This is a genomic window from Pseudomonas moorei (assembly GCF_042846945.1).
GTDB lineage: Bacteria > Pseudomonadota > Gammaproteobacteria > Pseudomonadales > Pseudomonadaceae > Aquipseudomonas > Aquipseudomonas moorei.
Map to the genome: position 1 here is coordinate 2,930,226 of NZ_AP035776.1, position 26,411 is coordinate 2,956,636.

Sequence of the window (26,411 nt, forward strand, 5' to 3'; positions counted from 1 at the left end):
GGGGCTTTTCATTAGCGATGGAATCAGACGAGAGGTTTAGGCTCGTGTTCTTTTTCCAGAGCTTTTTCGTGTTGCTCTACCGCTTCCTGAACGGAGCGTGGTGCTTCGTGGATGGCGGATTGAGCAGGCTCTGCAGCGACTTCTGCAGTCGGGGCAGGCGCTGCCTCGGCCACTTCAGCAACAATCGGCGCTGGTTCGACTGCAACAACGGCTTCAGCCTGAGCCGCAGCGGCCGCCAATTCGGCTTCCTTCTGCAGGCGCTCTTCCTCACGCTTGCGACGACGCACTTCACGCGGGTCGTTTGGTGCGCGGCCGCTTGGCGTCAGGGCGCTGACAGGAGCGGCTGCAACCACGGGTGCAGGCACTTCGGCAACGACTGGCGCTTCCACGACAGGAGCGGGCTCGGCAGCAGCGACGACCGGCTCGGAGGTCACGGCATCGGCAACCGGAGCTTCAACGGCCGGCGCTTCAACGACTGGCGCTGGAGTTTCGGTGACGGCTGGCTCGGCAACCCAGTTGAACGCGGTTTGCTCTTCGCGAACTTCACGAACGGCTTCGGTCACGGTTTCAGTGACGGTTTCGGCAACCGGTTCTGCGATCACAACAGGTTCTGCGACAGCTTCAACCACTGGCTGTGCCGGTGCCACTTCGATTTCCGGCGATGCGGTCACTTCAACCGGAGTAGTCGCTTCAACGACTGGCGCTTCGACTGGTGCAGTTTCGAGGGTGGCGGCAGTGGCGCGTTCGGCTTGCTCGTTGGCCTGTGCTTCGGCCGGGGCGCTGATCACGGTGCTGGCAACGGCTGCGGTAACCGCCAGGCCGGCGGCCAGATCGGCGGTGCTTGGCGCTTCGTTGTTTTCGCCGGATTCGGATTCTTCCGAACCTTCGATCACATTGCCGTTGGCATCGCGTTGACGCTCGCGACGGTTGCTGCGACGACGCTGACCACGGGAACGGCGGCGTGGGCGATCGCCTTCGGCGCCGTCCTGACCTTCTTCCTGCAGTTGCTCTTCGTTGGTGGTCAGCTCTTCTTCGGCGACGGCAGCGGCTTGCTCGGCACGTGGTTGACGTTCTTCACGCGGTGGGCGTGGAGCGCGCTCTTCGCGTGGCGGGCGGGCCGGGCGCTCTTCAGCGGTCGCAGCAGCAGCCGCAACGGCCGGAGCAGCATCCAGAGGCTCACGCAGTTCACGAACGCGCTCTTCGCGTTCGCCACGTGGCTTACGGTCTTCACGCGGTGCGCGAGGTGCACGTTCTTCTCGTGGAGCGCGCGGCGCGCGTTCCTCACGTGCTACGGCTGGTGTCTCTTCACGGGCTTCGCGTGGTTGACGCTCTTCGCGTGGCTCACGTGGTGCGCGCTCTTCACGCGGTGCACGTTCTTCGCGCGGCTTGCGTTCTTCATCGCGGCGACCGTTACGGTTGCGGCTCTGCTGGCGACCGTTGCGACGTTGTTCTTCATTGCTGCGAGCCGGACGCTCGGTGGCAGCCGGTTTTTCGACCACTGCCGGGGCAGCAGGCTCTTCCTTGGAGGCGAACAGGCTGACCAGCGACTTCACCAGGCCCTTGAACAGGCTTGGCTCTGGAGCGGCGACAGGGGCGGCAACCGGAGCGGCGACGACTTCAGTCGGAACCGGAGCGTTGGCACGGGCTGGCGCAGTCTTGACCGCCGCTTCCTGGCGAACCAGGGTGCGGGTGGCCGCAGCTGGCTGGACTTCTTCCACTTCGGCAGCGGCAGCAGCGATTTCGTAGCTGGACTGGTTGATCGCCGCTTCAGGGCTGTCATCACGCAGACGCTGTACTTCGAAGTGCGGCGTTTCGAGATGATCGTTCGGCAGAATCACGATGCGGGCACGGGTGCGCAGTTCGATCTTGGTGATCGAGTTACGCTTTTCGTTGAGCAGGAACGCGGCGACCGGGATCGGCACCTGGGCGCGAACTTCGGCGGTGCGGTCTTTCAGTGCTTCTTCTTCGATCAGGCGCAGGATCGCCAGCGACAGCGATTCAACATCACGGATGATGCCGGTGCCGTTGCAGCGCGGGCAGACAATGCCGCTGCTTTCGCCCAGGGAGGGACGCAGGCGCTGACGGGACATTTCCAGCAGGCCGAAGCGCGAGATGCGACCGACTTGCACGCGAGCGCGGTCGGCTTCCAGGCATTCGCGGACTTTCTCTTCCACGGCGCGCTGGTTCTTGGCAGGGGTCATGTCGATGAAGTCGATGACGATCAGGCCGCCAATGTCGCGCAGGCGCAACTGACGGGCGATTTCTTCGGCGGCTTCAAGGTTGGTCTGCAGGGCGGTTTCTTCGATGTCGCTGCCTTTGGTGGCACGCGCCGAGTTGATGTCGATGGACACCAGGGCTTCGGTCGGATCGATAACGATGGAGCCGCCGGAAGGCAATTCGACGACGCGCTGGAACGCGGTTTCGATCTGGCTTTCGATCTGGAAGCGGTTGAACAGCGGAACGCTGTCTTCGTACAGCTTGATCTTGCTGGCGTACTGCGGCATCACCTGACGGATGAAGGTCAGGGCTTCGTCCTGGGCTTCGACGCTGTCGATCAGCACTTCGCCGATGTCCTGGCGCAGGTAGTCACGGATGGCGCGGATGATCACGTTGCTTTCCTGATAGATCAGGAATGGCGCGGAGCGATCCAGCGAGGCTTCTTTGATGGCGGTCCAGAGTTGCAGCAGGTAGTCGAGGTCCCACTGCATTTCTTCACTGCTGCGGCCCAGGCCGGCAGTGCGCACGATCAGGCCCATGTCGGCCGGGGCAACCAGGCCGTTCAGGGCTTCGCGCAGTTCGTTGCGCTCTTCACCTTCGATGCGACGGGAGATGCCGCCGGCACGCGGGTTGTTCGGCATCAGTACCAGGTAACGACCGGCCAGGCTGATGAAAGTGGTCAGGGCGGCGCCCTTGTTGCCACGTTCTTCTTTTTCGACCTGAACGATGACTTCCTGGCCTTCGCTCAGGACGTCCTTGATGTTGACGCGGCCTTCAGGGGCTTTCTTGAAGTATTCGCGGGAGATTTCTTTGAGTGGCAGGAAGCCGTGGCGCTCGGAGCCGAAATCGACAAAGGCAGCCTCAAGGCTTGGTTCGATGCGAGTAATCCGGCCTTTATAGATGTTGGCCTTCTTCTGCTCGCGTGCACCGGATTCGATGTCCAGGTCGTAGAGGCGCTGGCCATCTACCAGTGCAACACGCAACTCTTCGGGTTGAGTTGCGTTAATCAGCATTCTTTTCATGTAGTACCGTCGGTTTCCGGGCTGCCGGAAACGGCGTTCGGCACACACGACTTCTCACGGTCGGTGTCAGGTGCGTCAGGAGTGGTTGGACACTCCAGTGTCTAGCGAACCCCGACCAATTGGGCCGGTGTCGCGACGTACGCGTCCTGCTTGCTGTGGCTACTTAAGCACTCAGTCAGGAGGAGGAATCAACCAGCGGCTGTGGACGAGATGAAGCGTCTTGATAAAGCCTATTGCTACACAGTCCAGCGGTTGTGCATCTCCACCCTACACGTATCCCTGATAATTCGGGTGCTGCCGCGCGCAGAATCCGCAGCGGGTTGGCATTTACCGTGAGCTCCGAAAGGGGAGGTCACGCATCATGGCTAATTTAGGCGTTGTTTCCGAAGCGTTCGCTCGGGGTCATTCGCTGCTGACTGCACTTTGTGAACTGGCCATGAATATTGGCTCGCAAGACGAGTGAAAACTCTGCTTTGCGGTTTGATTCAGGCCTCATGTCACCTGCGCTTGTTACAACTGCAAACTCCACCGTTACGTAGCGAAAGCCCCGTAGGACGGCCTCGCGTCCTGGTGAATTGCGTTGGTCAGGGTCGGTTTTTGACCGTTGGTCCGCTGTCCAGGCCGCTTTTGGCGGCGTTCGCGACTATAGCAGCAATGATTAAGTGCTTCAATTCCATAAAAAATTGTTATCATCCGCGGCATGACGACTACAGCCCCCTCGACCCCAGGCGTACAACTGCTTGAGGTCTCGCCGGAATATGCCGGCCAACGTATTGATAATTTCCTTCTCGCTCGGCTCAAAGGCGTGCCCAAGACCTTGATTTACCGCATTTTGCGCAAGGGCGAAGTGCGGGTGAACAAGGGGCGGATCAAGCCCGAATACAAGCTGCAGGCGGGCGATATCGTGCGCGTGCCGCCGGTTCGCGTGCCTGAGCGCGACGAGCCGGTGCCGCTGGCTCAAGGTCTGCTGCAGCGACTCGAGGCGTCGATTGTCTACGAAGACAAGGCGTTGATCGTGATCAACAAGCCTGCCGGGATCGCCGTTCATGGTGGCAGCGGTTTGAATTACGGCGTCATCGAAGCCTTTCGTCAGTTGCGCCCCGATGCCAAGGAGCTGGAACTGGTCCACCGTCTCGATCGTGACACATCAGGGCTGCTGATGATCGCCAAGAAGCGCAGCATGTTGCGTCACCTGCACACCGCATTGCGCGGTGATGGTGTCGATAAGCGCTACATGGCACTGGTTCGCGGCAACTGGGCGAGCTCGATCAAGCAAGTCCGTGCGGCACTCGGCAAGAGCAACCTGCGCTCCGGCGAGCGCATGGTCGAGGTCGACGAGGAGGAGGGCAAGGAGTCTGTGACCGTGTTCAAGGTCCTGCGTCGCTTTGGCGACTTTGCCACCCTGATCGAAGCCAAACCGATCACCGGTCGCACGCACCAGATCCGCGTCCACACGTTGCATGCCGGGCATTGCATTGCCGGCGACACCAAATACGGCGATGACGATTTCAGTAAGGAAATCCGTGATCTGGGCGGCAAGCGCCTGTTCCTGCACGCTTACATGCTGACCGTGCCGCTGCCCGATGGCGGTGAGCTCAAGTTGCAGGCGCCGGTCGATGAAATGTGGGCCAAGACCGTGGAGCGATTGAGTGCGCCCATCTGATTACAAGCTGCTGATTTTCGATTGGGACGGCACGCTCGCCGATTCCATTGGTCGGATTGTCGAAGCGATGCATGTGGCGTCGGAGCGAACCGGTTTTCCACTGCGCGATGATTTCGCCGTCAAGGGCATTATCGGGCTGGGTCTGCCGGAAGCGATCCGCACTTTGTATCCCGAAATCGGCGATGCCGACCTGATAGCCTTCCGTCAGCATTATGCGGATCACTACATCGCGTCGGAGGCGGTGCCTTCGCCATTGTTTGAAGGTGTGGTCGAGTCGCTCGAGGCGTTTCGCGCCGAGGGATATCATCTGGCTGTGGCGACCGGCAAGGCTCGGCGCGGGCTGGACCGGGTGCTGAAATCCCACGGCTGGGAAAATTATTTCGACATCACCCGTGCGGCTGACGAGACCGCCAGCAAGCCGCATCCGCTGATGCTTGAGCAGATCCTGGCGCATTGCAACGTGGCTCCCGCGCAGGCGCTTATGGTCGGCGACTCGTCGTTCGATCTGCAGATGGCGCGTAATGCCGGGATGGATTCGGTGGCGGTCAGCTACGGTGCTCAATCGATCGAGGCGCTGAAGCTGCTTGAGCCGCGGCTGGCGGTCGATCGCTTTTCAGAATTGCATGCCTGGCTGAATCAGCGGGCTTAATACGTTGTTGCTGGGGTAGATGGCATGACCGACGAATGGAAAGCGCCCGCCAAGTCGAGCGCAGAGAGCGGTGACGAGAAAAGCTGGAAGCTGCTGGAAAAGACGCTGCTGGCCAGTGTGCAGGAGCAGCGTCGGTCCCGGCGCTGGGGGATTTTCTTCAAGTTGCTGACGTTTGTGTACCTGTTTGGCGCGCTGGCCCTGTTCACGCCGCTGATGGACATGGAAAAAGCCGCCACCCGCAGTGCCCATTACACGGCGTTGATCGACGTGACCGGCATGATTGCCGACAAGGAGCCGGCCAGCGCCGACAATATTGTTGGCAGCCTGCGTGCGGCCTTCGAGGACGACAAGGTCAAGGGTGTCATCCTGCGTATCAATAGCCCGGGCGGCAGTCCGGTGCAGTCGGGTTACGTCTACGACGAAATTCGCCGTCTGCGCGGCCTGCATCCGGATACCAAGGTCTACGCGGTGATTTCGGATCTGGGTGCTTCCGGGGCCTACTACATTGCCAGTGCGGCCGATCAGATCTACGCCGACAAGGCGAGCCTGGTGGGCTCCATCGGTGTGACGGCGGCTGGTTACGGTTTTGTTGGCACCATGGAGAAGCTGGGGGTCGAGCGTCGTACCTATACTTCTGGCGAGCACAAGTCGTTCCTTGATCCGTTCCAGCCGCAAAAGCCGGAAGAGACGGCGTTTTGGCAGGGTGTACTCGATACCACGCACAATCAGTTCATCAGCAGCGTCAAGCAGGGGCGTGGTGATCGCCTGAAGGACAAGGAGCATCCGGAGCTGTTCTCTGGTCTGGTCTGGTCCGGGGAGCAGGCGTTGCCACTGGGGCTGATCGATGGTCTGGGTAATGCCAGTTCGGTTGCCCGGGATGTGATCGGCGAAAAAGAGCTGGTGGACTTCACGATTCAGGAGTCGCCGTTCGACCGCTTCTCGAAAAAGCTCGGTGCCAGCGTGGCTGAGCATTTGGCGATGTGGATGGGTTTCAACGGTCCGTCGCTGCGTTGATCTTTTGGGCGCTCAAAAAAACCGGTCTGTTTGGCCGGTTTTTTGTGGCTCAGGGGATTTGCACGCCTTCCGTCAGCAGCATGTCGACAAGGCGGATCAGCGGTAAGCCGATCAGGCTGGTGGCGTCCGGGCCCTCGGTGCGTTGAAACAGGCTCACGCCCAAGCCTTCGGCCTTGAAACTGCCAGCGCAGTCGTAGGGTTGTTCGGTACGCAGATAGCGCTCGATGCGGGCGCTGTCGAGTGCACGCATGTGTATGGTGAAAGGTACGCACTCGACCTGGCAGCGGCCGGTCTGGCTGTTGAGCAGTGCCAGGCCTGTCAGGAAGGTGACGCTGGTGCCGCTGGCGGCCAGCAGTTGTTCGCGGGCCTTTTCGAAGGTGTGGGGCTTGCCGATGATCCTGTCCCCGAGTACGGCAACCTGGTCGGAGCCAATGATCAAGTGAGCGCTGTGACTGCCGGTCAGTGCGCGGGCTTTTTCCTCGGCAAGGCGCTTGACCAGATCAGCGGCGGTTTCGCCGGGGCGATGGCTTTCGTCGATATCCGGCGAGCTGCAGGTGAACGGCAGTTGCAGGCGAGCCAGCAATTCCCGGCGATAGACCGAGCTGGAAGCGAGTAATAAAGGCAGCATGGGCAACTCCAAAAGGCAGGCGAGAATTCTAGCGGGGCTCCCAAGTGACGGATAGGGCTGAATTTCCTTTGACATGGGCGGGGGCATCCCTATAATGCTGCGCCTATGTTGAATGACCCGATTCCACCTCACGTTGACCCGCGCAAATTGGCTGATCGTGGCACCACCCTTCAAGGTGAAATGCTGCTAGCCGATTTGGAGAGACTCTGCGACCCGCTTTCCGACAATGTCGGTACGGTGCAGGCTAAATTCGTTTTTGAACGAGATGAACGTAAATCTGTGGTCATCCACAGTTTTATCGACACTGAAGTCAAAATGGTTTGCCAGCGTTGTCTTGAGCTGGTCACCCTGCCGATCCATAGCGAATGCAGTTACGCTGTGGTGAAGGAGGGTGCGAATACCCAGTCGTTGCCGAAAGGTTATGACGTGCTGGAACTGGGCGAAGATCCTTTGGATCTGCAGTCACTGATCGAGGAGGAGCTTCTGCTCGCCTTGCCCATTGTGCCTGCTCATCATCCGGAAGAATGCCAGCAGCCGGCGGGAGCAGATGAGCCCGAACCGAGCGAGGACGAGGTAACGCGGTCCAACCCGTTCAGTGTATTGGCGCAGTTAAAGCGTGACCCAAACGTTTAGGAGTTAATCAATTATGGCTGTTCAGCAGAACAAAAAATCCCGCTCTGCCCGTGACATGCGCCGTTCGCACGACGCTCTCGAGGCTAGCACCCTGTCTGTAGAAAAAACCACTGGTGAAGTTCACCTGCGTCACCACGTATCGCCAGAAGGCGTATACCGTGGCCGTAAAGTGATCGACAAGGGCGCTGACGAGTAATCACTTGTCCGCTCAAGTCATCGCGATTGACGCAATGGGCGGGGACTTCGGTCCCCGCAGCATTGTCCAGGCCAGTCTTGCTTGCCTGTCTGCTACTCCCTCGCTACACCTGACCCTCGTTGGTCAAGCCTCCCTCCTTGAAGAATTGATCGCCGGCCATTCGGCTATGGATCGCGCTCGTCTGTCGATTACCCCTGCGTCCGAAGTCATCACCATGGACGAAAAACCGGCCCAGGCCCTGCGCGGCAAGCCCGACTCCTCGATGCGCGTGGCGCTTGAGTTGTTAAGGGATGGCAAAGTCCAGGCCTGTGTGAGTGCCGGCAATACCGGTGCGCTGATGGCGTTGTCACGGTTTGTGCTCAAGACCCTGCCCGGCATTGATCGGCCCGCCATGGTCGCGGCGATTCCGACGCAGAAAGGCTACTGTCAGTTGCTCGACCTGGGTGCCAACGTCGATTGCAGTGCCGAGCACTTGTTGCAGTTCGCGGTGATGGGTTCTGTCGCGGCGGAAACCCTCGGTATCGTTCGTCCGCGCGTGGCACTGCTGAATATCGGCACTGAAGACATCAAGGGCAACCAGCAGGTCAAGCTGGCGGCTACCTTGTTGCAGAATGCTCGTGGCATCAATTACATCGGTTTTATCGAGGGTGACGGTTTGTACCGTGGAGAGGCGGATGTCGTGGTGTGTGACGGCTTTGTCGGCAATATCCTGCTCAAATCCAGCGAAGGCCTGGCCACCATGATAGCCGCGCATATCGAGGCATTGTTCAAGAAAAACCTGGCTTCGCGAATGATCGGTGCATTGGCGCTGCCATTGATGAAGCGCCTGCAGGCGGATCTGGCTCCGGCGCGGCATAACGGTGCTAGCTTTCTGGGGTTGCAGGGGATTGTGGTGAAAAGTCACGGTTCTGCAGGGGTGCAGGGCTTTCAGAGCGCCATCCAGCGTGCTCTTATCGAGATTCAGGAAAACCTGCCCGAGCGGCTTCACGGTCGTCTGGAGGATTTGTTGCCTTAGGCGTTTTCGTCGGACAATGCTTAAATGTGACCGCTCAGTTCAATTGGCCATCCAACTGTCAGTTTCTTGCGTCCCCCAAGAGGGACGTCAATTCTCCGACGACAAGATCATTAGGGGCTTGTTTCATGTCTGCTTCCCTCGCATTCGTCTTTCCGGGACAGGGTTCGCAGTCCCTCGGCATGCTGGCCGAGTTGGGCGCGCAACATCCGGTTGTCCTCGAAACATTCAAAGAAGCTTCCGATGCTCTGGGTTACGACCTGTGGGCACTGACCCAGCAAGGGCCGGAAGAACAACTCAATCAAACCGATAAAACCCAACCGGCCATTCTGACCGCCTCGATCGCCCTGTGGCGTCTGTGGCTGGCGGAAGGTGGTGCGCGTCCGGCCTACGTCGCTGGTCACAGCCTGGGTGAGTACAGCGCGCTGGTCGCGGCGGGCAGCCTCAGCCTGGGCGATGCAGTGAAGCTGGTCGAGCGTCGTGGCCAACTGATGCAGGAAGCCGTTCCGGCCGGGCAGGGCGGCATGGCTGCCATCCTGGGGCTGGACGATGCTGATGTGCTGGCGGCCTGTGCCGAAGCGGCGCAAGGCGAAGTGGTCAGCGCGGTCAACTTCAACTCGCCTGGCCAAGTGGTTATCGCCGGTGCCAAGGCTGCGGTCGAACGCGCCATTGAAGGCTGCAAGGCACGTGGCGCCAAGCGCGCCATGCCTCTGCCGGTCAGCGTACCGTCCCATTGCGAGCTGATGCGCCCGGCGGCCGAGCGTTTCGCCGAGTCGATCGCTGCGATCGACTGGCAGGCGCCGCAGATTCCGGTGGTGCAGAACGTCAGTGCCTATGTGCCTGCCGATCTGCAAACCCTCAAGCGTGATCTGCTTGAACAGCTCTACAAGCCTGTGCGCTGGGTCGAATCGGTCCAGGCACTGGCGGCCAAGGGGGCAACCCAATTGGTCGAATGCGGCCCGGGCAAAGTGCTGGCCGGTCTGAACAAACGCTGCGCCGAAGGCGTATCGACTTCCAACCTCAATACCCCAGACGCTTTCGCTGCCGCTCGCGCAGCGCTGGCCTGAATCAGGAGAAGCTTGCATGAGTCTGCAAGGTAAAGTTGCACTGGTCACGGGTGCAAGCCGCGGTATCGGCCAGGCTATCGCCCTGGAACTGGGTCGTCAGGGCGCCATCGTTGTGGGCACCGCGACCTCTGCTTCCGGTGCCGAGCGCATTGCCGCCACCCTGAAGGAGCATGGTATTCAGGGCACTGGCCTTGAGCTCAATGTCACCAGCGACGAGTCCGTGGCGGCCGTCCTGGCGAGCATTCAGGAACAGTTCGGTGCGCCGGCGATCCTGGTCAATAATGCCGGTATCACCCGCGATAACCTGATGATGCGCATGAAAGACGACGAGTGGCATGACGTTGTCGATACCAACCTGAACAGTCTGTTCCGCCTGTCCAAGGGCGTTTTGCGCGGCATGACCAAAGCCCGTTGGGGACGAATTATCAGTATTGGCTCGGTTGTGGGTGCCATGGGCAACGCAGGCCAAGTAAACTACGCTGCCGCCAAGGCCGGTCTGGAAGGTTTCAGTCGTGCACTGGCGCGTGAAGTCGGTTCGCGTTCGATTACGGTAAACTCGGTGGCCCCAGGGTTCATCGACACCGATATGACCCGTGAACTGCCGGAAGCACAGCGTGAAGCCTTGCAGGCGCAGATTCCGCTGGGTCGTCTGGGGCAAGCACAAGAGATCGCGTCTGTGGTCGCTTTTCTTGCGTCCGACGGTGCGGCATACGTTACCGGGGCTACAATCCCGGTGAACGGCGGGATGTACATGAGTTAAATGTGACGGATTGCTTCAAAAAAATGTCATACGAGCTGTCTAAAATCCGTTATAAAGCTGCAATCTATTTATAGGCAGAGGGCCGCAGGGTTTGAGGAGTGAAGCTTTCAGTTGAAAAGCTGAAAAGTCTTTCTATACACTTACCCACTGGCCAGCTGCCTGAATTTGTCCATTAGGAGTGAAAACAAGGTATGAGCACCATCGAAGAGCGCGTCAAGAAAATCGTTGCCGAGCAACTGGGCGTTAAAGAAGAAGAAGTGGTCAACACCGCTTCCTTCGTTGAAGACCTGGGTGCTGACTCCCTTGACACCGTTGAGCTGGTGATGGCTCTGGAAGAGGAATTCGAGACCGAAATCCCTGACGAAGAAGCTGAGAAGATCACTACTGTACAAGCTGCAATCGACTACGTTACTAGCCACCAGGCGTAATAGTTTGTAATCGTTGCTTGCTGTCATGGAAAAACCGCACTGCTATCACGGCGTGCGGTTTTTTCTTTAGGCCTGATGCAAAGTCGTCATTTCAAAAAAGGAGAGTGCTGTGTCGCGTAGACGCGTCGTAGTCACCGGTATGGGTATGTTGTCGCCACTGGGCACGGATGTGCCAAGCAGCTGGCAGGGCATTCTGGCTGGCCGCAGTGGCATTGGTCTGATCGAACACACCGACCTTTCTGCCTATTCCACCCGTTTTGGCGGCTCGGTAAAGGGTTTCAATGTCGAGGAATACCTGTCGGTCAAGGAAGCCCGCAAACTCGACTTGTTCATTCAGTACGGCCTGGCCGCAGGTTTTCAGGCGGTACGCAATGCCGGTCTGGAAGTCACCGACGCCAACCGTGAGCGCATCGGCGTCGCCATGGGCTCGGGCATTGGCGGACTGACCAATATCGAAGAAACCAGCCGTACGCTGCATGATTCCGGCCCACGGCGGATTTCTCCGTTTTTCGTGCCCGGCTCGATCATCAATATGATTTCCGGTTTCCTGTCGATCCACTTGGGCGCACAGGGACCCAACTACGCCATCGCCACCGCCTGTACCACGGGTACGCACTGCATCGGTATGGCTGCGCGCAACATCATGTACGACGAAGCTGACGTGATGATCGCCGGCGGCTCCGAAATGGCGGCCTGTGGCCTGGGCATGGGTGGCTTTGGTGCCTCTCGCGCATTGTCGACCCGTAATGACGAGCCGACCCGCGCCAGTCGCCCATGGGACAAGGGCCGTGATGGCTTCGTGCTGTCCGATGGTGCCGGTGCGCTGGTTCTGGAAGAACTCGAATACGCCAAGGCCCGCGGCGCGACCATCTACGCCGAACTGATCGGTTTCGGCACCAGTGGCGACGCCTTTCACATGACCTCGCCTCCAGCGGATGGTGCCGGTGCTGCGCGCTGCATCACCAATGCCTTGCGCGATGCCAGGATCAATGGCGATCAGGTGCAATACGTCAACGCCCACGGTACTTCGACACCTGCCGGCGACCTTGCGGAAGTCAATGCGATCAAGTCGGTGTTCGGAGAGCACGCCTACAAGCTGGCGGTCAGTTCGACCAAGTCCATGACCGGTCACCTGCTGGGTGCGGCGGGCGCGGTCGAGGCGATCTTCAGCGTACTGGCAATCAACAGTCAGGTGGCCCCGCCGACCATCAACCTCGATGAAGCGGACGAAGGCTGCGATCTCGATTTCGTGCCGCACACCGCGCGCAACATGGATATCGATGTGGTCCTGTCCAACTCCTTCGGTTTTGGCGGTACCAACGGCTCGCTGGTATTCCGCCGGTTCGCTGGCTGATGGACAGCTGGGTCGACGGTCAGCCGGCTGACGCTTTGTCGCTGAAGGATCGCGGCCTGGCTTACGGTGATGGTCTATTCGAGACCATTGCCGTGCGAGGTGGTCTTCCGGTTTTGCTGGATCGCCATTTGCAGCGTTTGGCCAAGGGGTGCCAGCGCTTGGCAATCAACCTTGATCATGGCGCGATGCTCACCGAGCTGCAGGCCTACGCCAGGGAACTGGACGACGGAGTACTCAAGCTGATCGTCACTCGCGGCGACGGTTTGCGTGGCTACGCTTTCGATCCTTCAGCCCACGCCCGACGTGTCCTGTCCGGTAATCCTCCTGCGGTTTATCCGGCTGCCCATGCCGAGCAGGGCGTTCGCCTGTTTCCCTGCACGACGCGACTGTCCATTCAGCCACTGCTTGCCGGTCTCAAGCACTTGAACCGCCTCGAACAGGTGATTGCCCGCGCGGAATGGCGAGACACCGAACATGCCGAAGGCCTGATGCTTGATCAGGCGGGACGCGTGATCGAAGGTGTGTTCAGCAACCTGTTCCTTGTACGCGATGGCGTGTTGATCACGGCTGATCTGAAACGCTGTGGCGTGGAAGGGGTGATGCGTGCCGAGTTATTGTTTCAAGCCAAGTCGTTGGGCATTCCCACGCAAATCACCGATATAACCCTCGAACAGCTGCAATGGGCTGACGAAGTCTTTGTCTGCAACAGTGTGTATGGTATTTGGCCGGTGCATGCCTATGCCGCACTGAGCTGGCCGGTTGGGCCGCTCACCCGTAAACTCCAAACCATTGCCCGCGCGCTACTGGATGCTTGATACGTGAGACGTAAATTCTTGCTGCTGCTGGAAACCGGACTGGTTCTGGCGGGGCTGATGTTGGGCGCTTCCGCCTGGAAGATTCATTCGGCGCTGGTACAGCCGCTGAACATCGCTCAGGAAGAACTGCTGGAGGTGCCAAAAGGCACCACCCCGACCCGCACCTTCTATCGACTCGAAGCCGATGGCGTCATCAAGGACGCGTTCTGGCTTCGCCTCTATTGGCGTTTCAATCTATCGAAACAACCCTTGCATAGTGGCGAGTACCGCATGTTGCCCGGTATGACCGTCGAGGGTCTGATCGACCTGTGGAAGCGGGGCGAGATGGTGCAGTACAGCGTAACCCTGGTCGAAGGCTGGAATTTCCGCCAGGTCCGCGCCGCCTTGGCCAAGGAAGAAAAGCTCGATCACACTCTGGAGGGGCTGAGCGATACCCAGGTCATGGAAAAGCTCGGTCATGGCGGGATTTTCCCGGAAGGACGATTCTTCCCTGATACCTATCGCTTCGTGCGCGGCATGACTGACGTTGAGCTATTGAAAATAGCCTACGACCGTCTCAATGAGGTGTTGGCCAAGGAATGGGAGCAGCGTGCCCCTGATGCGCCCTACACCGAACCCTATCAGGCCCTGATCATGGCCTCGCTGGTGGAAAAGGAAACCGGTGTGCCCCAGGAACGCGGGCAGATCGCGGGCGTGTTTGTGCGGCGGATGGCGATGGGCATGTTACTGCAGACCGACCCGACGGTGATCTACGGCCTTGGTGATCGTTACAGCGGCAAATTGACCCGTGCCCATCTCAAGGAGCCGACACCGTACAACACCTATGTGATTGCCGGCTTGCCGCCAACCCCGATTGCCATGGTCGGTCGTGAAGCGATCCATGCGGCGTTGAATCCGGTGGCCGGCAACAGCCTGTACTTTGTCGCTCGCGGCGACGGCAGCCACGTGTTCTCCGACGATCTGGATGCACACAACAGCGCCGTGCGGGAGTTCCAGCTTAAGCGTCGTGCCGATTACCGCTCCAGTCCGGCGCCCGCCACCGCCCCTGACACGCAGGATGCCCCGGCTCCGGAAGCCCAGGCACCGATTCCGGCGGCTTCACCTGATCCGGCCCCGCAAGCACTGCCGCAAGTGCCGGCGCAAGAGCCCGCACCTGCGCCCGTACCGGATGCAGCCGCCCCGCAAAGCCCGCAATGACTCTGACTAAGGACTGCCTGTGACTGGCTTGTTTATTACGCTGGAAGGCCCGGAAGGCGCCGGCAAGAGCACCAATCGCGAATACCTTGCCGAGCGCCTGCGCGCCGCGGGTATCGAGGTCGTGTTGACCCGCGAACCGGGCGGTACGCCATTGGCCGAGCGAATTCGCGAGGTGTTGCTGGCTCCGGTTGATGAAGAGATGAATCCGGACACCGAATTGCTGCTGGTCTTCGCAGCGCGCGCCCAGCATCTGGCCCAGGTGATCCGCCCGGCGCTGGCGCGGGGCGCCGTGGTGCTGTGTGATCGTTTTACCGATTCGACCTACGCCTATCAGGGTGGCGGCCGCGGCTTGTCCTTGGAGCGTATCGCGACGCTGGAAACCTTCGTGCAAGGTGATCTGCGTCCCGACCTGACACTGATTTTCGATTTGCCGGTTGAAGTAGGTCTGGCGCGTGCCAGTGCGCGTGGTCGCCTCGACCGTTTCGAACTCGAAGGCCGAACCTTTTTCGATGCCGTGCGCAGCGCTTTCCTCAAGCGTGCCGCAGCGGAGCCGGGACGCTATGTGCTGGTCGACGCCGCGCAACCGCTGGCGCAGGTTCAGCAGTCCCTCGATACCTTGCTGCCGCGTTTGCTGGAGCTGACCCGTGGCTGAAGCCTATCCGTGGCAGGACAGCCTCTGGCAACAGTTGGCCGGTCGTACGCATCACGCCCACGCCTATCTGCTGCATGGCCCGGCCGGGATCGGCAAGCGAGCGCTGGCCGAGCGCCTGATGGCCAGTCTGTTGTGTCAGCGTCCTACCGCCCAGGGCGCTTGCGGTGAATGCAAATCCTGCCTGTTGCTCAAGGCCGGCAGTCACCCGGACAACTACATTCTCGAGCCGGAAGAAGCCGATAAGGCCATCAAGGTCGATCAGGTGCGTGACCTGGTCAGCTTCGTGGTCCAGACCGCGCAGTTGGGCGGGCGCAAAGTGGTGCTGATCGAACCCGTCGAGTCGATGAACATCAATGCCGCCAACGCCTTGCTCAAAAGCCTTGAAGAGCCGTCCGGCGACACGGTATTGCTGCTGGTCAGCCACCAGCCGAGCCGTTTGCTGCCGACCATCAAGAGTCGCTGCGTGCAGCAGGCTTGCCCGCTGCCGAGCGAAGCCATGAGTCTGGCCTGGCTGGCGAAAGCGTTGCCCGATTGCTCGGAAGAAGAACGTATTGAATTGCTGACCCTGGCAGCCGGTTCGCCGTTGGCCGCGGTCAACCTGCAGGCTCAGGGTGTGCGCGAACAGCGTGCGCAAGTGGTCGATGGTGTGAAGAAACTGCTCAAGCAACAGCAATCGCCGACCCAACTGGCCGAAGGCTGGAATGCAATCCCGTTGCTGCTGTTGTTCGACTGGTTCTGCGACTGGTCGAGCCTGATCCTGCGCTATCAGTTGACCCAGGATGAAGAGGGGTTGGGGCTGATGGACATGCGCAAGGTGATTCAATACCTGGCGCAGAAGACCGCGCAGGACAAAGTCCTGAATATCCAGGACTGGATCCTTGCCCAACGCCAGAAAGTACTTGGCAAAGCCAACCTTAACCGGGTGCTGCTGCTGGAGGCCCTGCTGGTGCAATGGGCGTTGCTGCCTGCCCAGAGGTAATTCGGGCGTCACCTGTCAGCAGTGAAACGTTTCCGGGCCGCCGGGGTTGGCGTACAGTTCAACGAAGTGACAACACAGCCCGCGTTCGATTCGAAAACCATCTGGCCGGAGTGCTTGAGTCCGACCATCCCACTCATACGATGTAAGTTGCAGCCCTTTTATGCTCGTAGATTCCCATTGCCACCTCGATCGCCTTGACCTTGCCGCCCATGACGGATCCCTGGACGCTGCTCTCGATGCTGCCCGTCAACGCGGGGTAGGGCACTTTCTGTGTATCGGCGTCAGTGCCGACAATGCCGCCGATGTCAAAGCCCTGGCTGAGCGTTATGAGGACGTCGATTGCTCGGTTGGCGTGCATCCGCTGGACGTGCAGCCGGGCGCCGCCCCTGCGCTGGACTGGCTGTTGCAGGAACTCAATCACCCGCGCGTGGTGGCGATTGGTGAAACCGGCCTGGACTATCACTACGAGCCCGAAGCGGCAGCGTTGCAGCAGGCGTCTTTCCGTCTGCACCTGCAAGCGGCGCAGCAAACTGGCAAGCCGGTGATCATCCACACCCGTGGGGCTCGCGCAGATACCCTGGAGATGCTGCGTGAGGCGGACCTGCCCCAGGCGGGCGTGCTGCATTGCTTTACCGAAGACTGGGACATGGCCAAGGCTGCCCTGGACATGGGCTATTACATTTCCCTGTCCGGTATTGTCACTTTCCGCAATGCCGACGCATTACGAGACGTGGCCAGCAAAGTCCCGGCCGATCGGTTGCTGGTGGAAACCGACTCGCCATACCTGGCGCCGATTCCTCATCGTGGCAAACCCAACTTGCCGCAGTATGTGCGAGAAGTGGCAGAGTTCCTGGCCATGTTGCGTGGTGAACCTTACGAACGATTTGCCGGGCAGACCACCGAGAACTTCAAGCGACTGTTCCCGCTGGCGCATGTGAAAGGTTAAATCGCAGGCAAAAAAAACCCGGGTTCTGGGGGGTGAATCCGGGTTAAGACCATTAGGAGTAAAACAATGGCACGCGGTCCGTTGGTACCAATATCGGCGTGACACTTGGGGGAGATGCCCCGCCGACAGTTCAAGTATTGATCACTATTGCGCCGAGTCCAGTTTACCGAACACAGTTTTTAAACAATTTTGGAATACGCCCGCTTCGGAAGCGTTCTCATCAGCCGCGGACACTGTCCGAATTCATCAAGAAACACAGACATGGTCGGATGATCCGTGCATTTTTGCGTAATTTAGGCATAATACGCGGCTTCGAATTTTGACCCCTACAGACCTTTTCTTATGCATAAAGAACCTCGTAAGGTCCGTGAGTTTCGTCGCCGCGAGCAAGAAATTCTCGATACCGCGCTCAAGCTGTTCCTCGAACAAGGTGAAGACAGTGTCACCGTCGAGATGATTGCTGATGCCGTCGGTATCGGCAAAGGCACGATCTATAAGCATTTCAAATCCAAGGCCGAGATCTATCTGCGCCTGATGCTCGACTATGAGCGCGATCTGAACGAACTGCTGCATTCGGCCGACGTCGACAAGGACAAGGAAGCCCTGTCGCGCGCCTATTTCGAATTCCGCATGCGTGACCCGCAGCGTTATCGGCTGTTCGATCGCCTGGAAGAAAAGGTGGTCAAGGGCAACCAGGTGCCGGAGATGATCGAGGAACTGCACAAGATCCGCGCCTCGAACTTCGAACGCCTGACCTTGTTGATCAAGGGCCGGATCAGCGAAGGCAAGCTGGAAGATGTGCCACCTTACTTCCATTACTGCGCGTCCTGGGCGCTGGTGCACGGTGCCGTGGCGCTGTATCACTCGCCGTTCTGGAGCAATGTGCTGGAAGATCAGGAAGGCTTCTTCCAGTTCCTGATGGACATCGGCGTTCGCATGGGCAACAAACGCAAGCGCGACTCCGACACCCCGAGCAGCTGAGCCATTCAGTTGCCTTATGACGCCATGAATTCGCTACATGGCGCAGTACCGCAGGAATATACTCAGGCATAGGGCTTGCTAAAACTTGATTTGTGAGTCAAGTTTTAGCGGTTCGATTTTCTTTCGCCGGAGTGATCCATGATCGTTGACCGTCAAGGCAGGCGTTTTCGTAATTTGCGAATCAGTCTGACCTCAGCCTGCAATTACGCTTGTACCTACTGCGTGCCTAACGGCAAGCGGCTGGTGGCTGCGCAGGATGAATTGTCGGCCGAGGCCATGGCGCGCGGCGTGGCCTATCTGATTGAAGCGGCAGGCATCGAGCGCTTGCGCATCACCGGCGGCGAGCCGCTGGTCAGCCCGAAACTCGAAGCCTTCATGACCGCCGTCGGCCAGATGGGCCTGGAAGACATCAGCCTGACCACCAATGGTCAACTGCTGGCGAAAAAGCTGCCGTTGCTGGTCAATGCCGGCATTCGCCGCATCAACGTTTCCCTCGATACCCTGGACGCCGGCGCCTTTCGCGGCATTGCCCGTGGCGGCGATCTGGCGACCGTGCTCGACGGCATGGACCAGGCCAGCGCCGCTGGCATGAAGATCAAGGTCAACATGGTGCCGTTGCGTGGCCAGAACCTCGATCAGGTAATGCCTCTGCTGGAGTACTGCCTGGAGCGTGGCTATGAGTTGCGCTTCATCGAATTGATGCGAATGGGCCACTTGGCCAGCGACTCCAACGCCTTCCTGCAGCAGTTTGTCAGCCTTCAGCAGTTGTTGGACCTGATCGGCGAGCGCTACGAATATCTCCAGGCCGATGCTCCGGTCGATGCGACTGCAGTGCGCTACGAAATCCCGGGCATGGGCCACTTCGGTGTAATCGCCAACGAAAGCGTTCCGTTCTGCCGCACCTGTTCCAGGCTGCGCCTGTCCTCCACCGGCTGGTTGCATGGCTGTTTGTCATCGAGTAATCGTCACTTCGTCGGCGATCTTTTGGACAAACCGCGTCATCAAGCGCTGCCGGCGCTCCAGCGGCTCTTGGTGAAAGCCTTGGGCGACAAGCAGGAAGTAGCGTTTTCCGGTGGTGCCACGGTCATGAAGATTATCGGCGGCTGAACCGGCCTCATCGCGGGCAAGCCACGCTCCCACAAGGATCTGAGTAAAACCTTGTGGTTAGTGTGGCTTGCCCGCGATTGCGTTGGATCAGGTGACGATGTCCGTGAGGTGGCGCAAAAGCTGCATCCCACGGCCATTCGCCGGTTTTCCGACACCGGCCTCTGGAGGATAGGATGCGTAGCCTGGTTTTGCTGCTGGCCGTTTTGGCGCTTGGCGGCTGCATGAATGTCAGCGATATGGCCGAGGGCGCTCGCTACCAAATGAGCGACGCCGGTTTGCTGGACCATAGCGATAGCCGCCGTGTAAATAACCTGCGCATTCAACCGGACTCTTTCGTCTACATTGCCCAAGGCGCGTTCGCCCCGCCGGGCAGTGCCGTTTACCCGCGACCCAACGTGATCGCTGAAGTCGCCTTCGATGGCTTTGTCGAATATTTCCCGATGGTCCGCCGCGCTCGTGCGCCGGAAGGGCTTGACCAGGCGATGAGCGAAGCCCGTGCCGTCGGCGCCCATTACCTGCTCTACACCCGTTTCGCCAAGTCGGATGACCGCATTGGCAACTCGGACGAATGGCTGGACCAGGAAGCAGTCGATCGCCTGGGCATCGACAGCGGTGTCATTCAGATCATGTTGATCGAGACCAGCACCCAGTATTTGATTGATACTGCACGTATCAAGAGTCGTGGCGGTTTACTGACGTTCCACGACAAAAAGCCAGAAGACCTGATGGGCCCGCCGCTGGAGCAATATGCTCGCAGCCTGCTGGGGCTCAGCGACCAGTAATCGAAAGGAGATCGCCATGAGTGGCCCGCAAAAAGCCAACGACCTGCTGGGGCAAATCCCCAAAACCAAAGGCTTGCCGCCGGTCCATCTGTGGAACCCCGACTTCTGCGGTGACATCGACATGCGCATCGCCCGCGACGGCACCTGGTATTACCTGGGCACGCCGATAGGGCGCAAGCCGATGGTCAGACTTTTCTCGACCATCATTCGCCGCGACGGCGATGACTATTTCCTTATTACGCCGGTCGAGAAGGTCGGCATCAAGGTCGATGATGCGCCTTTCGTGGCCGTTGCCGTGGATGTGGAAGGCGAGGGCGAGGCGCAGGTCTTGCGCTTCACCACCAACGTTGACGAAACCGCTGATGCCGGCGCAGAGCATCCGATCCGCGTGTTGATCGACCCGCTCACCCAGGAGCCGGCGCCTTACGTCCATGTGCGCACCAATCTCGAAGCCTTGATCCATCGCAACGTGTTCTATCAGTTGGTGGAACTGGCGGTGAGTCGCGAGATCGACGGGCAGCGCTGGTTGGGTGTGTGGAGTGGCGGTGAGTTCTTCCCGATTGGTCTGGAGCCATAACTCATCACTTTGTAGGAGCAGGCTTGCTCGCGAAGGCGGCAGGCCTCGAGCTTTTCGCGAGCAAGCTCGCACCTGCGTTGAATTCCTGCCTGTAACCAAAAAATCAAATTGACACCCAATCGTATGATGATTAGCGTGGTCTTCCATCGCGATCGGCTTTGAGGTGTCCATGTCCAGCAGTTTCCATGCATCAACGGTCGATTGGTTGGGCTGCTGGATCGCCACCGGGCAGGTCAAGCCGGGGGAGTCTCTCAAGGTCGAGGCGGATCTGGGCGAGCAGCTCGGTGTCAGTCGCACCGTCATCCGCGAAGCCATCAAGACCCTGGTCGCCAAAGGCATGCTCGAAGTCGGGCCCAAGGTCGGCACGCGGGTGTTACCGGTGCGGCGCTGGAACCTGTTCGACCCACAAGTCGTCGGCTGGCTGTCGCGCAGCGGTTTGCCGGAAAACTTCGTTGATGACTTGCTCGATCTGCGCCGCACCATCGAACCGATGGCCGTGCGTTGGGCTTGCGAGCGGGCGAGTGTCGAGCAGATAGAAGCGATTTTATTGGCCTGCAATGCGCTCGAACGCGCCGTGGACAGCGGCGTCGATTACAACCGCGCCGACCAGCTCTTCCACGAATCCATCCTCGCCGCCAGTCACAATCAATTCATCGAACAAATGGTCCCGGCCCTCGGCGCGTTGTTGGCAGTGTGTTTCGAGGTGTCCGCCGCCGACCCCGACGAATTGCGTCGCACCTTGCCGATTCATAAAGACATGGCCGACGCCATCGCGGCTCGGGATGCCGCGCGGGGTGTCTGGGCCTGCATGACCCTGATCGACAACGCTGACCTGGCGATCAAGCGCTATTACCCGCAGGTCATGGCCGACAGAAAGGCCAGCTGAGAACGAAGCACCTGTAGAGCCGGCTTGCCGGCGATGGCGCTCTTAAAGTCGCGATCGCTGGCAAGCCGGCTCCTACCTAAAAACAAGAACAACAGCAGGAGGTTGCATGACGTGGACTGCGGTTACCGAACACCGGGCGCAACTCGGCGAAGGCCCGTTCTGGGATGCGCCGACCCAGGCACTGTACTGGGTGGACATCGCCGGCAAGCAAGCGCTGCGGCTGGTCGGCGCCAACGTGCAGATCTGGCAGATGCCGGAGCATGTGTCGGCTTTCATCCCCTGCGAAAGCGGCGATGCATTGGTGACCCTGAGCAGTGGCGTCTATCGACTCGATCTGGATTCACCAGGCCTGGAGCCGCGCCTGACATTGCTCTGTGTCGCCGATCCGCAACCGGGCAACCGTGCCAATGAGGCGCGCTGTGATGCCCTGGGGCGGCTCTGGCTCGGCACCATGCAAAACAACATCGGCGAGCAAGGTGAAGACCTGCCCGTCACGCGGCGTACCGGCGGGCTTTTTCGCATTGATCGCGATGCCCGGGTAACGCCACTGCTTCGTGGGCTGGGCATTCCCAATACGTTGTTGTGGAGCGAGGACATTACCACCCTGTATTTCGGCGATAGCCTCGACGGCACGCTGTATCAGCATGTCATTCGCACCGATGGCAACCTCGAACCGGCGCAGATCTGGTTCGAAGGACATGGGCGAGGCGGTCCGGACGGATCGGCGATGGATGCCGAAGGTTTTATCTGGAACGCCCGATGGGATGGCAGTTGCCTGCTCAGGCTTGCCCCGGACGGCACAGTCGATCGGGTCATCGACCTGCCGGTCAGTCGTCCCACCAGTTGCGTGTTCGGCGATGCCGACCTGAAAACCCTGTACATCACCAGTGCAGCCAGCCCGCTCGGGCATTCGCTGGACGGGGCGGTGTTGTCGATGCGTGTCGATGTCCCAGGAAAAATCTGTAGTCGATTCGCTGGATAATTCCCAATATATGGGATGCAAATATATATATTGAGATTTGTTGTGGGCCGGGTTTATAGTCGGCCTCACCAGTGACATGCACTCACACTTAAAAAAACAAAACAGGTGAAGTGATGCAGCGATTTTCCACCGCACTCCCTTGCGGAGTCAGTGCTTCAGAACCCATCGATGCTGATGCGTTTTTGCGCTCGCCTGTTTTTCCTCAACGTCTTTTGACCGGACATCCACGGATGCCCGGTTTTTGTCGTGCTTTCGAACAGGAGTCTTGACCCATGGCTGAACCTCTTTCCTTGCCACCGGTACCCGAGCCGCCGAAGGGTGAGCGCCTGAAAAACAAAGTCGTGCTGCTCACCGGTGCCGCCCAAGGCATTGGCGAGGCCATCGTCGCAACTTTCGCGTCCCAGCAAGCCAGGCTGATCATCAGCGATATCCAGGCCGAGAAAGTCGAAAAAGTCGCGGCGCACTGGCGGGAACAAGGTGCCGATGTGGTGGCGATCAAGGCCGACGTATCGCGCCAACAGGATCTGCACGCCATGGCCAGATTGGCGGTCGAACGTCATGGCCGAATCGACGTGTTGGTCAACTGCGCCGGGGTCAACGTGTTCCGCGACCCTCTGGAAATGACCGAAGAAGACTGGCATCGCTGCTTCGCCATCGACCTCGACGGCGCCTGGTATGGCTGCAAGGCCGTGTTGCCGCAGATGATCGAGCAGGGCATCGGCAGCATCATCAACATTGCCTCGACCCATTCCACCCACATCATTCCAGGCTGTTTTCCGTACCCGGTGGCCAAGCACGGTTTGCTCGGCCTGACCCGCGCCCTGGGCATCGAATATGCGCCCAAGGGCATTCGCGTCAACGCCATTGCACCCGGTTACATCGAAACCCAATTGAACGTCGACTACTGGAACGGGTTTGCCGATCCTCACGCCGAACGTCAGCGCGCCTTTGACCTGCACCCGCCAAAACGGATCGGCCAGCCGATCGAAGTGGCCATGACGGCGGTTTTCCTGGCGAGCGATGAAGCGCCGTTCATCAACGCGTCGTGCATCACCATCGATGGTGGGCGCTCGGTGATGTACCACGACTGAACCTTCGGGATTTCAGGCACATGACTACGCCTGAAATCCAATCATCATACGATATGACTATTGGCAGCACGGGTTCACCGCCCATTGATTTACAAGAACGCTTTCAAAGAACGCTCAAAAAAAATAACAAGGAGTCAGCTTATGAATCGTCGTCGTGCAATCCGTTCCCTGTGCTGTGCCGCTTTGGCGGTCACCGCGGTCAGCCTGAGCAGCACGCTGCTGGCGGCCGAGGTAGTGAAAATCGGTTTCCTGGTCAAACAAGCCGAAGAACCCTGGTTCCAGACCGAATGGGCCTTCGCTGAAAAGGCCGGCAAGGAGAAGGGCTTTACCTTGATCAAGATCGCCGTGCCGGACGGCGAGAAAACCCTGTCGGCCATCGACAGCCTCGCGGCCAACGGCGCCAAGGGCTTTGTGATTTGCCCGCCGGATGTGTCCCTCGGCCCGGCGATCATGGCCAAAGCCAAGCTCAATGGTTTGAAAGTGATTGCTGTGGATGACCGTTTCGTCGACGCCGGCGGCAAGTTTATGGAAGACGTTCCCTACCTCGGCATGGCGGCGTTCGAAGTCGGCCAGAAGCAGGGCCATGCCATGGCTACCGAAGCGAAAAAACGCGGTTGGGAGTGGAAAGACACCTACGCCGTGATCAACACCTACAACGAACTCGACACCGGCAAAAAGCGCACCGACGGTTCGGTCAAGGCGCTGGAAGATGCCGGCATGCCGAAGGACCACATTCTGTTCGCGGCCCTGAAAACCCTTGACGTACCGGGCAGCATGGACGCCACCAACTCGGCGCTGGTGAAACTGCCGGGCGCGGCGAAAAACCTGATCATCGGCGGCATGAACGACAACACCGTGCTGGGCGGGGTGCGCGCCACCGAAAGCGCCGGCTTCGCCGCGAAGAATGTGATCGGGATCGGCATCAACGGCACCGATGCGATCGGTGAATTGAAGAAACCCGACAGTGGTTTCTATGGCTCGATGCTGCCAAGCCCGCACATCGAGGGCTACAACACTGCCGCGATGATGTACGAGTGGGTCACCACCGGCACGGAACCTGCGAAATACACCGCCATGGACGACGTGACGCTGATCACCCGCGACAACTTCAAGCAGGAGCTGGAAAAGATCGGCCTGTGGAACTGAGGGCCGGTTGATTTCATCGGCAGCCCTGATGATGGGGTTGCCTGATCCGCGTGACGAGGTGGTTATGGCGCAAACACAAGTACAACAACGCACTGACGGAGCTTTCAGGGGCAGTGGCAGCTTGCGCTTCAACGGGATCGGTAAAACCTTTCCCGGGGTGAAGGCGCTCGATGGCATCAGCTTCGTCGCCCATCCGGGGCAGGTTCATGCCTTGATGGGGGAAAACGGTGCCGGTAAATCGACCCTGCTGAAAATCCTCGGTGGCGCGTATATACCGAGCAGTGGCGACCTGCAGATCGGCGAGCAGACGATGGTCTTCAGGTCCACCGCCGACAGCATCGGCAACGGCGTCGCGGTGATCCACCAGGAGCTGCACCTGGTGCCGGAAATGACCGTGGCGGAAAACCTGTTTCTCGGGCATCTGCCGGCGAGCTTCGGCCTGATCAACGGTCGCACCCTTCGCCAACAGGCATTGGCCTGTCTCAAGGGCCTGGCTGATGAAATCGACCCGCAGGAGAAAGTCGGGCGCTTGTCCCTCGGCCAGCGGCAACTGATGGAAATCGCCAAGGCCCTGTCCCGTGGTGCGCATGTGATTGCGTTTGACGAGCCCACCAGCAGCCTTTCGGCGCGGGAGATCGATCGCTTGATGGCGATCATCGCTCGCCTGCGCGATGAGGGCAAAGTGGTGCTCTACGTCTCCCATCGCATGGAAGAAGTGTTCCGCATCTGCAACGCGGTGACGGTGTTCAAGGACGGTCGCTACGTGCGCACCTTCGAGGACATGAGCCAGCTGACCCACGATCAATTGGTCACCTGCATGGTCGGTCGCGACATCCAGGACATCTACGATTACCGCCCTCGTCAGCGCGGTGCGGTGGCACTTAAAGTCGACGGGCTGCTCGGGCCAGGCTTGCGCGAGCCGGTGAGTTTCGAAGCCCATAAAGGCGAGATTCTCGGGCTGTTCGGTTTGGTGGGGGCCGGTCGTACCGAGCTGTTTCGCATGCTCAGCGGTTTGCAGCGCAACACCGCGGGACGCCTTGAATTGCGCGGCCACGAGCTGAAATTGCGTTCACCCCGCGACGCCATCGCCGCCGGGATTCTGTTGTGCCCGGAGGATCGCAAGAAGGAGGGCATCATGCCGCTCTCCAGCGTCGCCGAAAACATCAACATCAGCGCTCGCGGTGCCCATTCCACCTTCGGTTGTCTGTTGCGTGGCCTGTGGGAGAAGGGCAATGCCGACAAGCAGATCAAGGCGCTGAAAGTGAAGACGCCGCATGCCGGGCAGCAGATCAAGTTTCTATCCGGCGGCAACCAGCAGAAAGCCATCCTCGGTCGTTGGCTGTCGATGCCAATGAAAGTGCTGCTGCTCGACGAGCCCACGCGCGGTATCGACATCGGCGCCAAGGCCGAGATCTACCAGATCATCCATAACCTGGCGGCCGACGGTATTTCGGTGATCGTGGTGTCCAGCGACCTGATGGAAGTGATGGGCATTTCCGACCGCATCCTGGTGCTGTGCGAAGGCGCCATGCGTGGCGAACTGAGCCGCGAACAGGCCAACGAATCCAACCTGCTGCAACTGGCTTTGCCGCGCCAACGCGCTGACGGCGTGGCGAACTGAGAGGTG

At 59.6% G+C, this 26,411-nt stretch carries 26 protein-coding genes; 24 read left to right on the top strand and 2 right to left on the bottom strand.

The annotated features are described in order from the left end of the window. Positions 1–23: 23 nt before the first annotated feature. The gene (gene rne / locus ACGJAX_RS13670) at positions 24–3,239 is read right to left on the bottom strand and encodes a ribonuclease E (protein WP_390959425.1); all 3,216 of its coding nucleotides are present in this window, start codon (positions 3,237–3,239) and stop codon (positions 24–26) included. Positions 3,240–3,939: 700 nt separating this feature from the next. Between rne and rluC the strand changes: the two genes are divergently transcribed. Genes rluC through ACGJAX_RS13685 form a run of 3 tightly spaced genes read left to right on the top strand, consistent with a single transcriptional unit; the run spans position 3,940 to position 6,565 of the window. Then, positions 3,940–4,902, top strand: coding sequence for a 23S rRNA pseudouridine(955/2504/2580) synthase RluC (gene rluC, locus ACGJAX_RS13675; protein WP_090317703.1), 963 nt, complete (start codon positions 3,940–3,942; stop codon positions 4,900–4,902). Continuing rightward, positions 4,889–5,551 carry an HAD-IA family hydrolase gene (locus tag ACGJAX_RS13680; protein WP_390959427.1) on the top strand — a complete coding sequence of 221 codons (663 nt, stop codon included), beginning with the start codon at positions 4,889–4,891 and terminating at the stop codon, positions 5,549–5,551. The genes rluC and ACGJAX_RS13680 overlap by 14 nt, the downstream gene beginning before the upstream one ends. A gap of 24 nt (positions 5,552–5,575) precedes the next feature. Next, positions 5,576–6,565: a S49 family peptidase gene (locus ACGJAX_RS13685; RefSeq protein ID WP_090317708.1), complete on the top strand. Its 990-nt coding sequence runs from the start codon at positions 5,576–5,578 to the stop codon at positions 6,563–6,565. A 49-nt stretch (positions 6,566–6,614) separates the two neighbouring features. On the opposite strand, the gene ACGJAX_RS13690 is transcribed toward ACGJAX_RS13685, so the two are convergent. After that, complete coding sequence (locus tag ACGJAX_RS13690) at positions 6,615–7,193, bottom strand: Maf family nucleotide pyrophosphatase (RefSeq protein ID WP_390959429.1); 579 nt, start codon at positions 7,191–7,193, stop codon at positions 6,615–6,617. 105 nt (positions 7,194–7,298) lie between these two features. Between ACGJAX_RS13690 and ACGJAX_RS13695 the strand changes: the two genes are divergently transcribed. The 21 genes from ACGJAX_RS13695 (at position 7,299) to araG (ending at position 26,405) form a co-directional block, all read left to right on the top strand. After that, positions 7,299–7,826: a YceD family protein gene (locus ACGJAX_RS13695; protein WP_007942001.1), complete on the top strand. Its 528-nt coding sequence runs from the start codon at positions 7,299–7,301 to the stop codon at positions 7,824–7,826. A 13-nt stretch (positions 7,827–7,839) separates the two neighbouring features. Continuing rightward, positions 7,840–8,022, top strand: a complete 183-nt coding sequence (gene rpmF, locus ACGJAX_RS13700) for a 50S ribosomal protein L32 (protein ID WP_003179396.1) — start codon at positions 7,840–7,842, stop codon at positions 8,020–8,022. Positions 8,023–8,026: 4 nt separating this feature from the next. Next, a complete protein-coding gene (plsX, locus tag ACGJAX_RS13705; protein WP_390959432.1) occupies positions 8,027–9,037 on the top strand; it encodes a phosphate acyltransferase PlsX in 1,011 nt (336 codons plus the stop codon). A gap of 125 nt (positions 9,038–9,162) precedes the next feature. Next, entirely contained in the window at positions 9,163–10,101 is a 939-nt protein-coding gene (fabD, locus tag ACGJAX_RS13710; protein ID WP_390959433.1) for an ACP S-malonyltransferase, read from the top strand. Positions 10,102–10,117: 16 nt separating this feature from the next. Beyond that, positions 10,118–10,861, top strand: a complete 744-nt coding sequence (gene fabG / locus ACGJAX_RS13715) for a 3-oxoacyl-ACP reductase FabG (protein ID WP_090317720.1) — start codon at positions 10,118–10,120, stop codon at positions 10,859–10,861. Between the two features lie 191 nt (positions 10,862–11,052). Continuing rightward, positions 11,053–11,289 carry an acyl carrier protein gene (acpP, locus tag ACGJAX_RS13720; protein WP_003175607.1) on the top strand — a complete coding sequence of 79 codons (237 nt, stop codon included), beginning with the start codon at positions 11,053–11,055 and terminating at the stop codon, positions 11,287–11,289. Between the two features lie 109 nt (positions 11,290–11,398). Beyond that, on the top strand, positions 11,399–12,643 hold the full coding sequence (gene fabF, locus ACGJAX_RS13725; protein ID WP_390959436.1) for a beta-ketoacyl-ACP synthase II: 1,245 nt from the start codon (positions 11,399–11,401) through the stop codon (positions 12,641–12,643). After that, complete coding sequence (gene pabC, locus ACGJAX_RS13730; protein WP_390959438.1) at positions 12,643–13,458, top strand: aminodeoxychorismate lyase; 816 nt, start codon at positions 12,643–12,645, stop codon at positions 13,456–13,458. Before fabF ends, pabC begins: the two co-directional genes overlap by 1 nt. A gap of 3 nt (positions 13,459–13,461) precedes the next feature. Next, a complete protein-coding gene (mltG, locus tag ACGJAX_RS13735; protein ID WP_090317730.1) occupies positions 13,462–14,655 on the top strand; it encodes an endolytic transglycosylase MltG in 1,194 nt (397 codons plus the stop codon). Between the two features lie 19 nt (positions 14,656–14,674). Further along, a complete protein-coding gene (tmk, locus tag ACGJAX_RS13740) occupies positions 14,675–15,307 on the top strand; it encodes a dTMP kinase (RefSeq protein WP_090317732.1) in 633 nt (210 codons plus the stop codon). After that, complete coding sequence (locus ACGJAX_RS13745; protein ID WP_390959440.1) at positions 15,300–16,286, top strand: DNA polymerase III subunit delta'; 987 nt, start codon at positions 15,300–15,302, stop codon at positions 16,284–16,286. The genes tmk and ACGJAX_RS13745 overlap by 8 nt, the downstream gene beginning before the upstream one ends. Positions 16,287–16,446: 160 nt before the next feature. Next, positions 16,447–17,232, top strand: a complete 786-nt coding sequence (locus tag ACGJAX_RS13750; RefSeq protein ID WP_390959442.1) for a YchF/TatD family DNA exonuclease — start codon at positions 16,447–16,449, stop codon at positions 17,230–17,232. A 342-nt stretch (positions 17,233–17,574) separates the two neighbouring features. Beyond that, positions 17,575–18,213 carry a TetR/AcrR family transcriptional regulator gene (locus ACGJAX_RS13755; RefSeq protein WP_053161895.1) on the top strand — a complete coding sequence of 213 codons (639 nt, stop codon included), beginning with the start codon at positions 17,575–17,577 and terminating at the stop codon, positions 18,211–18,213. A 138-nt stretch (positions 18,214–18,351) separates the two neighbouring features. Beyond that, positions 18,352–19,320: a GTP 3',8-cyclase MoaA gene (locus tag ACGJAX_RS13760; RefSeq protein WP_390959444.1), complete on the top strand. Its 969-nt coding sequence runs from the start codon at positions 18,352–18,354 to the stop codon at positions 19,318–19,320. A 173-nt stretch (positions 19,321–19,493) separates the two neighbouring features. Then, a complete protein-coding gene (locus ACGJAX_RS13765; RefSeq protein ID WP_247255356.1) occupies positions 19,494–20,102 on the top strand; it encodes a DUF4823 domain-containing protein in 609 nt (202 codons plus the stop codon). Positions 20,103–20,118: 16 nt separating this feature from the next. Then, the gene (locus ACGJAX_RS13770; RefSeq protein ID WP_390959446.1) at positions 20,119–20,679 is read left to right on the top strand and encodes a DUF1285 domain-containing protein; all 561 of its coding nucleotides are present in this window, start codon (positions 20,119–20,121) and stop codon (positions 20,677–20,679) included. A gap of 169 nt (positions 20,680–20,848) precedes the next feature. After that, positions 20,849–21,565, top strand: coding sequence for a FadR/GntR family transcriptional regulator (locus tag ACGJAX_RS13775; protein WP_090317749.1), 717 nt, complete (start codon positions 20,849–20,851; stop codon positions 21,563–21,565). A gap of 106 nt (positions 21,566–21,671) precedes the next feature. Further along, on the top strand, positions 21,672–22,547 hold the full coding sequence (locus ACGJAX_RS13780; RefSeq protein ID WP_390959448.1) for an SMP-30/gluconolactonase/LRE family protein: 876 nt from the start codon (positions 21,672–21,674) through the stop codon (positions 22,545–22,547). 272 nt (positions 22,548–22,819) lie between these two features. Continuing rightward, the gene (locus ACGJAX_RS13785; RefSeq protein ID WP_390959450.1) at positions 22,820–23,638 is read left to right on the top strand and encodes an SDR family oxidoreductase; all 819 of its coding nucleotides are present in this window, start codon (positions 22,820–22,822) and stop codon (positions 23,636–23,638) included. A 141-nt stretch (positions 23,639–23,779) separates the two neighbouring features. Next, positions 23,780–24,784: a substrate-binding domain-containing protein gene (locus ACGJAX_RS13790; RefSeq protein ID WP_390959452.1), complete on the top strand. Its 1,005-nt coding sequence runs from the start codon at positions 23,780–23,782 to the stop codon at positions 24,782–24,784. A gap of 64 nt (positions 24,785–24,848) precedes the next feature. Then, positions 24,849–26,405 (top strand): L-arabinose ABC transporter ATP-binding protein AraG, encoded by a 1,557-nt coding sequence (gene araG / locus ACGJAX_RS13795; protein ID WP_390959454.1) that lies wholly within the window; start codon positions 24,849–24,851, stop codon positions 26,403–26,405. Positions 26,406–26,411 lie beyond the last annotated feature (6 nt).

What these genes read in the sequence shown, in the direction of transcription:
- ACGJAX_RS13790 (WP_390959452.1), top strand. Translation starts at nt 23,780, where the DNA reads ATGAATCGTCGTCGTGCAATCCGTTCCCTGTGCTGTGCCGCTTTGGCG.
- ACGJAX_RS13695 (WP_007942001.1), top strand. Translation starts at nt 7,299, where the DNA reads ATGTTGAATGACCCGATTCCACCTCACGTTGACCCGCGCAAATTGGCT.
- ACGJAX_RS13780 (WP_390959448.1), top strand. Translation starts at nt 21,672, where the DNA reads ATGACGTGGACTGCGGTTACCGAACACCGGGCGCAACTCGGCGAAGGC.
- pabC (WP_390959438.1), top strand. Translation starts at nt 12,643, where the DNA reads ATGGACAGCTGGGTCGACGGTCAGCCGGCTGACGCTTTGTCGCTGAAG.
- ACGJAX_RS13760 (WP_390959444.1), top strand. Translation starts at nt 18,352, where the DNA reads ATGATCGTTGACCGTCAAGGCAGGCGTTTTCGTAATTTGCGAATCAGT.
- ACGJAX_RS13785 (WP_390959450.1), top strand. Translation starts at nt 22,820, where the DNA reads ATGGCTGAACCTCTTTCCTTGCCACCGGTACCCGAGCCGCCGAAGGGT.
- ACGJAX_RS13770 (WP_390959446.1), top strand. Translation starts at nt 20,119, where the DNA reads ATGAGTGGCCCGCAAAAAGCCAACGACCTGCTGGGGCAAATCCCCAAA.
- araG (WP_390959454.1), top strand. Translation starts at nt 24,849, where the DNA reads ATGGCGCAAACACAAGTACAACAACGCACTGACGGAGCTTTCAGGGGC.
- rluC (WP_090317703.1), top strand. Translation starts at nt 3,940, where the DNA reads ATGACGACTACAGCCCCCTCGACCCCAGGCGTACAACTGCTTGAGGTC.
- ACGJAX_RS13755 (WP_053161895.1), top strand. Translation starts at nt 17,575, where the DNA reads ATGCATAAAGAACCTCGTAAGGTCCGTGAGTTTCGTCGCCGCGAGCAA.
- rpmF (WP_003179396.1), top strand. Translation starts at nt 7,840, where the DNA reads ATGGCTGTTCAGCAGAACAAAAAATCCCGCTCTGCCCGTGACATGCGC.
- ACGJAX_RS13750 (WP_390959442.1), top strand. Translation starts at nt 16,447, where the DNA reads ATGCTCGTAGATTCCCATTGCCACCTCGATCGCCTTGACCTTGCCGCC.
- fabD (WP_390959433.1), top strand. Translation starts at nt 9,163, where the DNA reads ATGTCTGCTTCCCTCGCATTCGTCTTTCCGGGACAGGGTTCGCAGTCC.
- ACGJAX_RS13775 (WP_090317749.1), top strand. Translation starts at nt 20,849, where the DNA reads ATGTCCAGCAGTTTCCATGCATCAACGGTCGATTGGTTGGGCTGCTGG.
- rne (WP_390959425.1), bottom strand. Translation starts at nt 3,239, where the DNA reads ATGAAAAGAATGCTGATTAACGCAACTCAACCCGAAGAGTTGCGTGTT.
- ACGJAX_RS13690 (WP_390959429.1), bottom strand. Translation starts at nt 7,193, where the DNA reads ATGCTGCCTTTATTACTCGCTTCCAGCTCGGTCTATCGCCGGGAATTG.
- acpP (WP_003175607.1), top strand. Translation starts at nt 11,053, where the DNA reads ATGAGCACCATCGAAGAGCGCGTCAAGAAAATCGTTGCCGAGCAACTG.
- ACGJAX_RS13765 (WP_247255356.1), top strand. Translation starts at nt 19,494, where the DNA reads ATGCGTAGCCTGGTTTTGCTGCTGGCCGTTTTGGCGCTTGGCGGCTGC.
- ACGJAX_RS13685 (WP_090317708.1), top strand. Translation starts at nt 5,576, where the DNA reads ATGACCGACGAATGGAAAGCGCCCGCCAAGTCGAGCGCAGAGAGCGGT.
- fabG (WP_090317720.1), top strand. Translation starts at nt 10,118, where the DNA reads ATGAGTCTGCAAGGTAAAGTTGCACTGGTCACGGGTGCAAGCCGCGGT.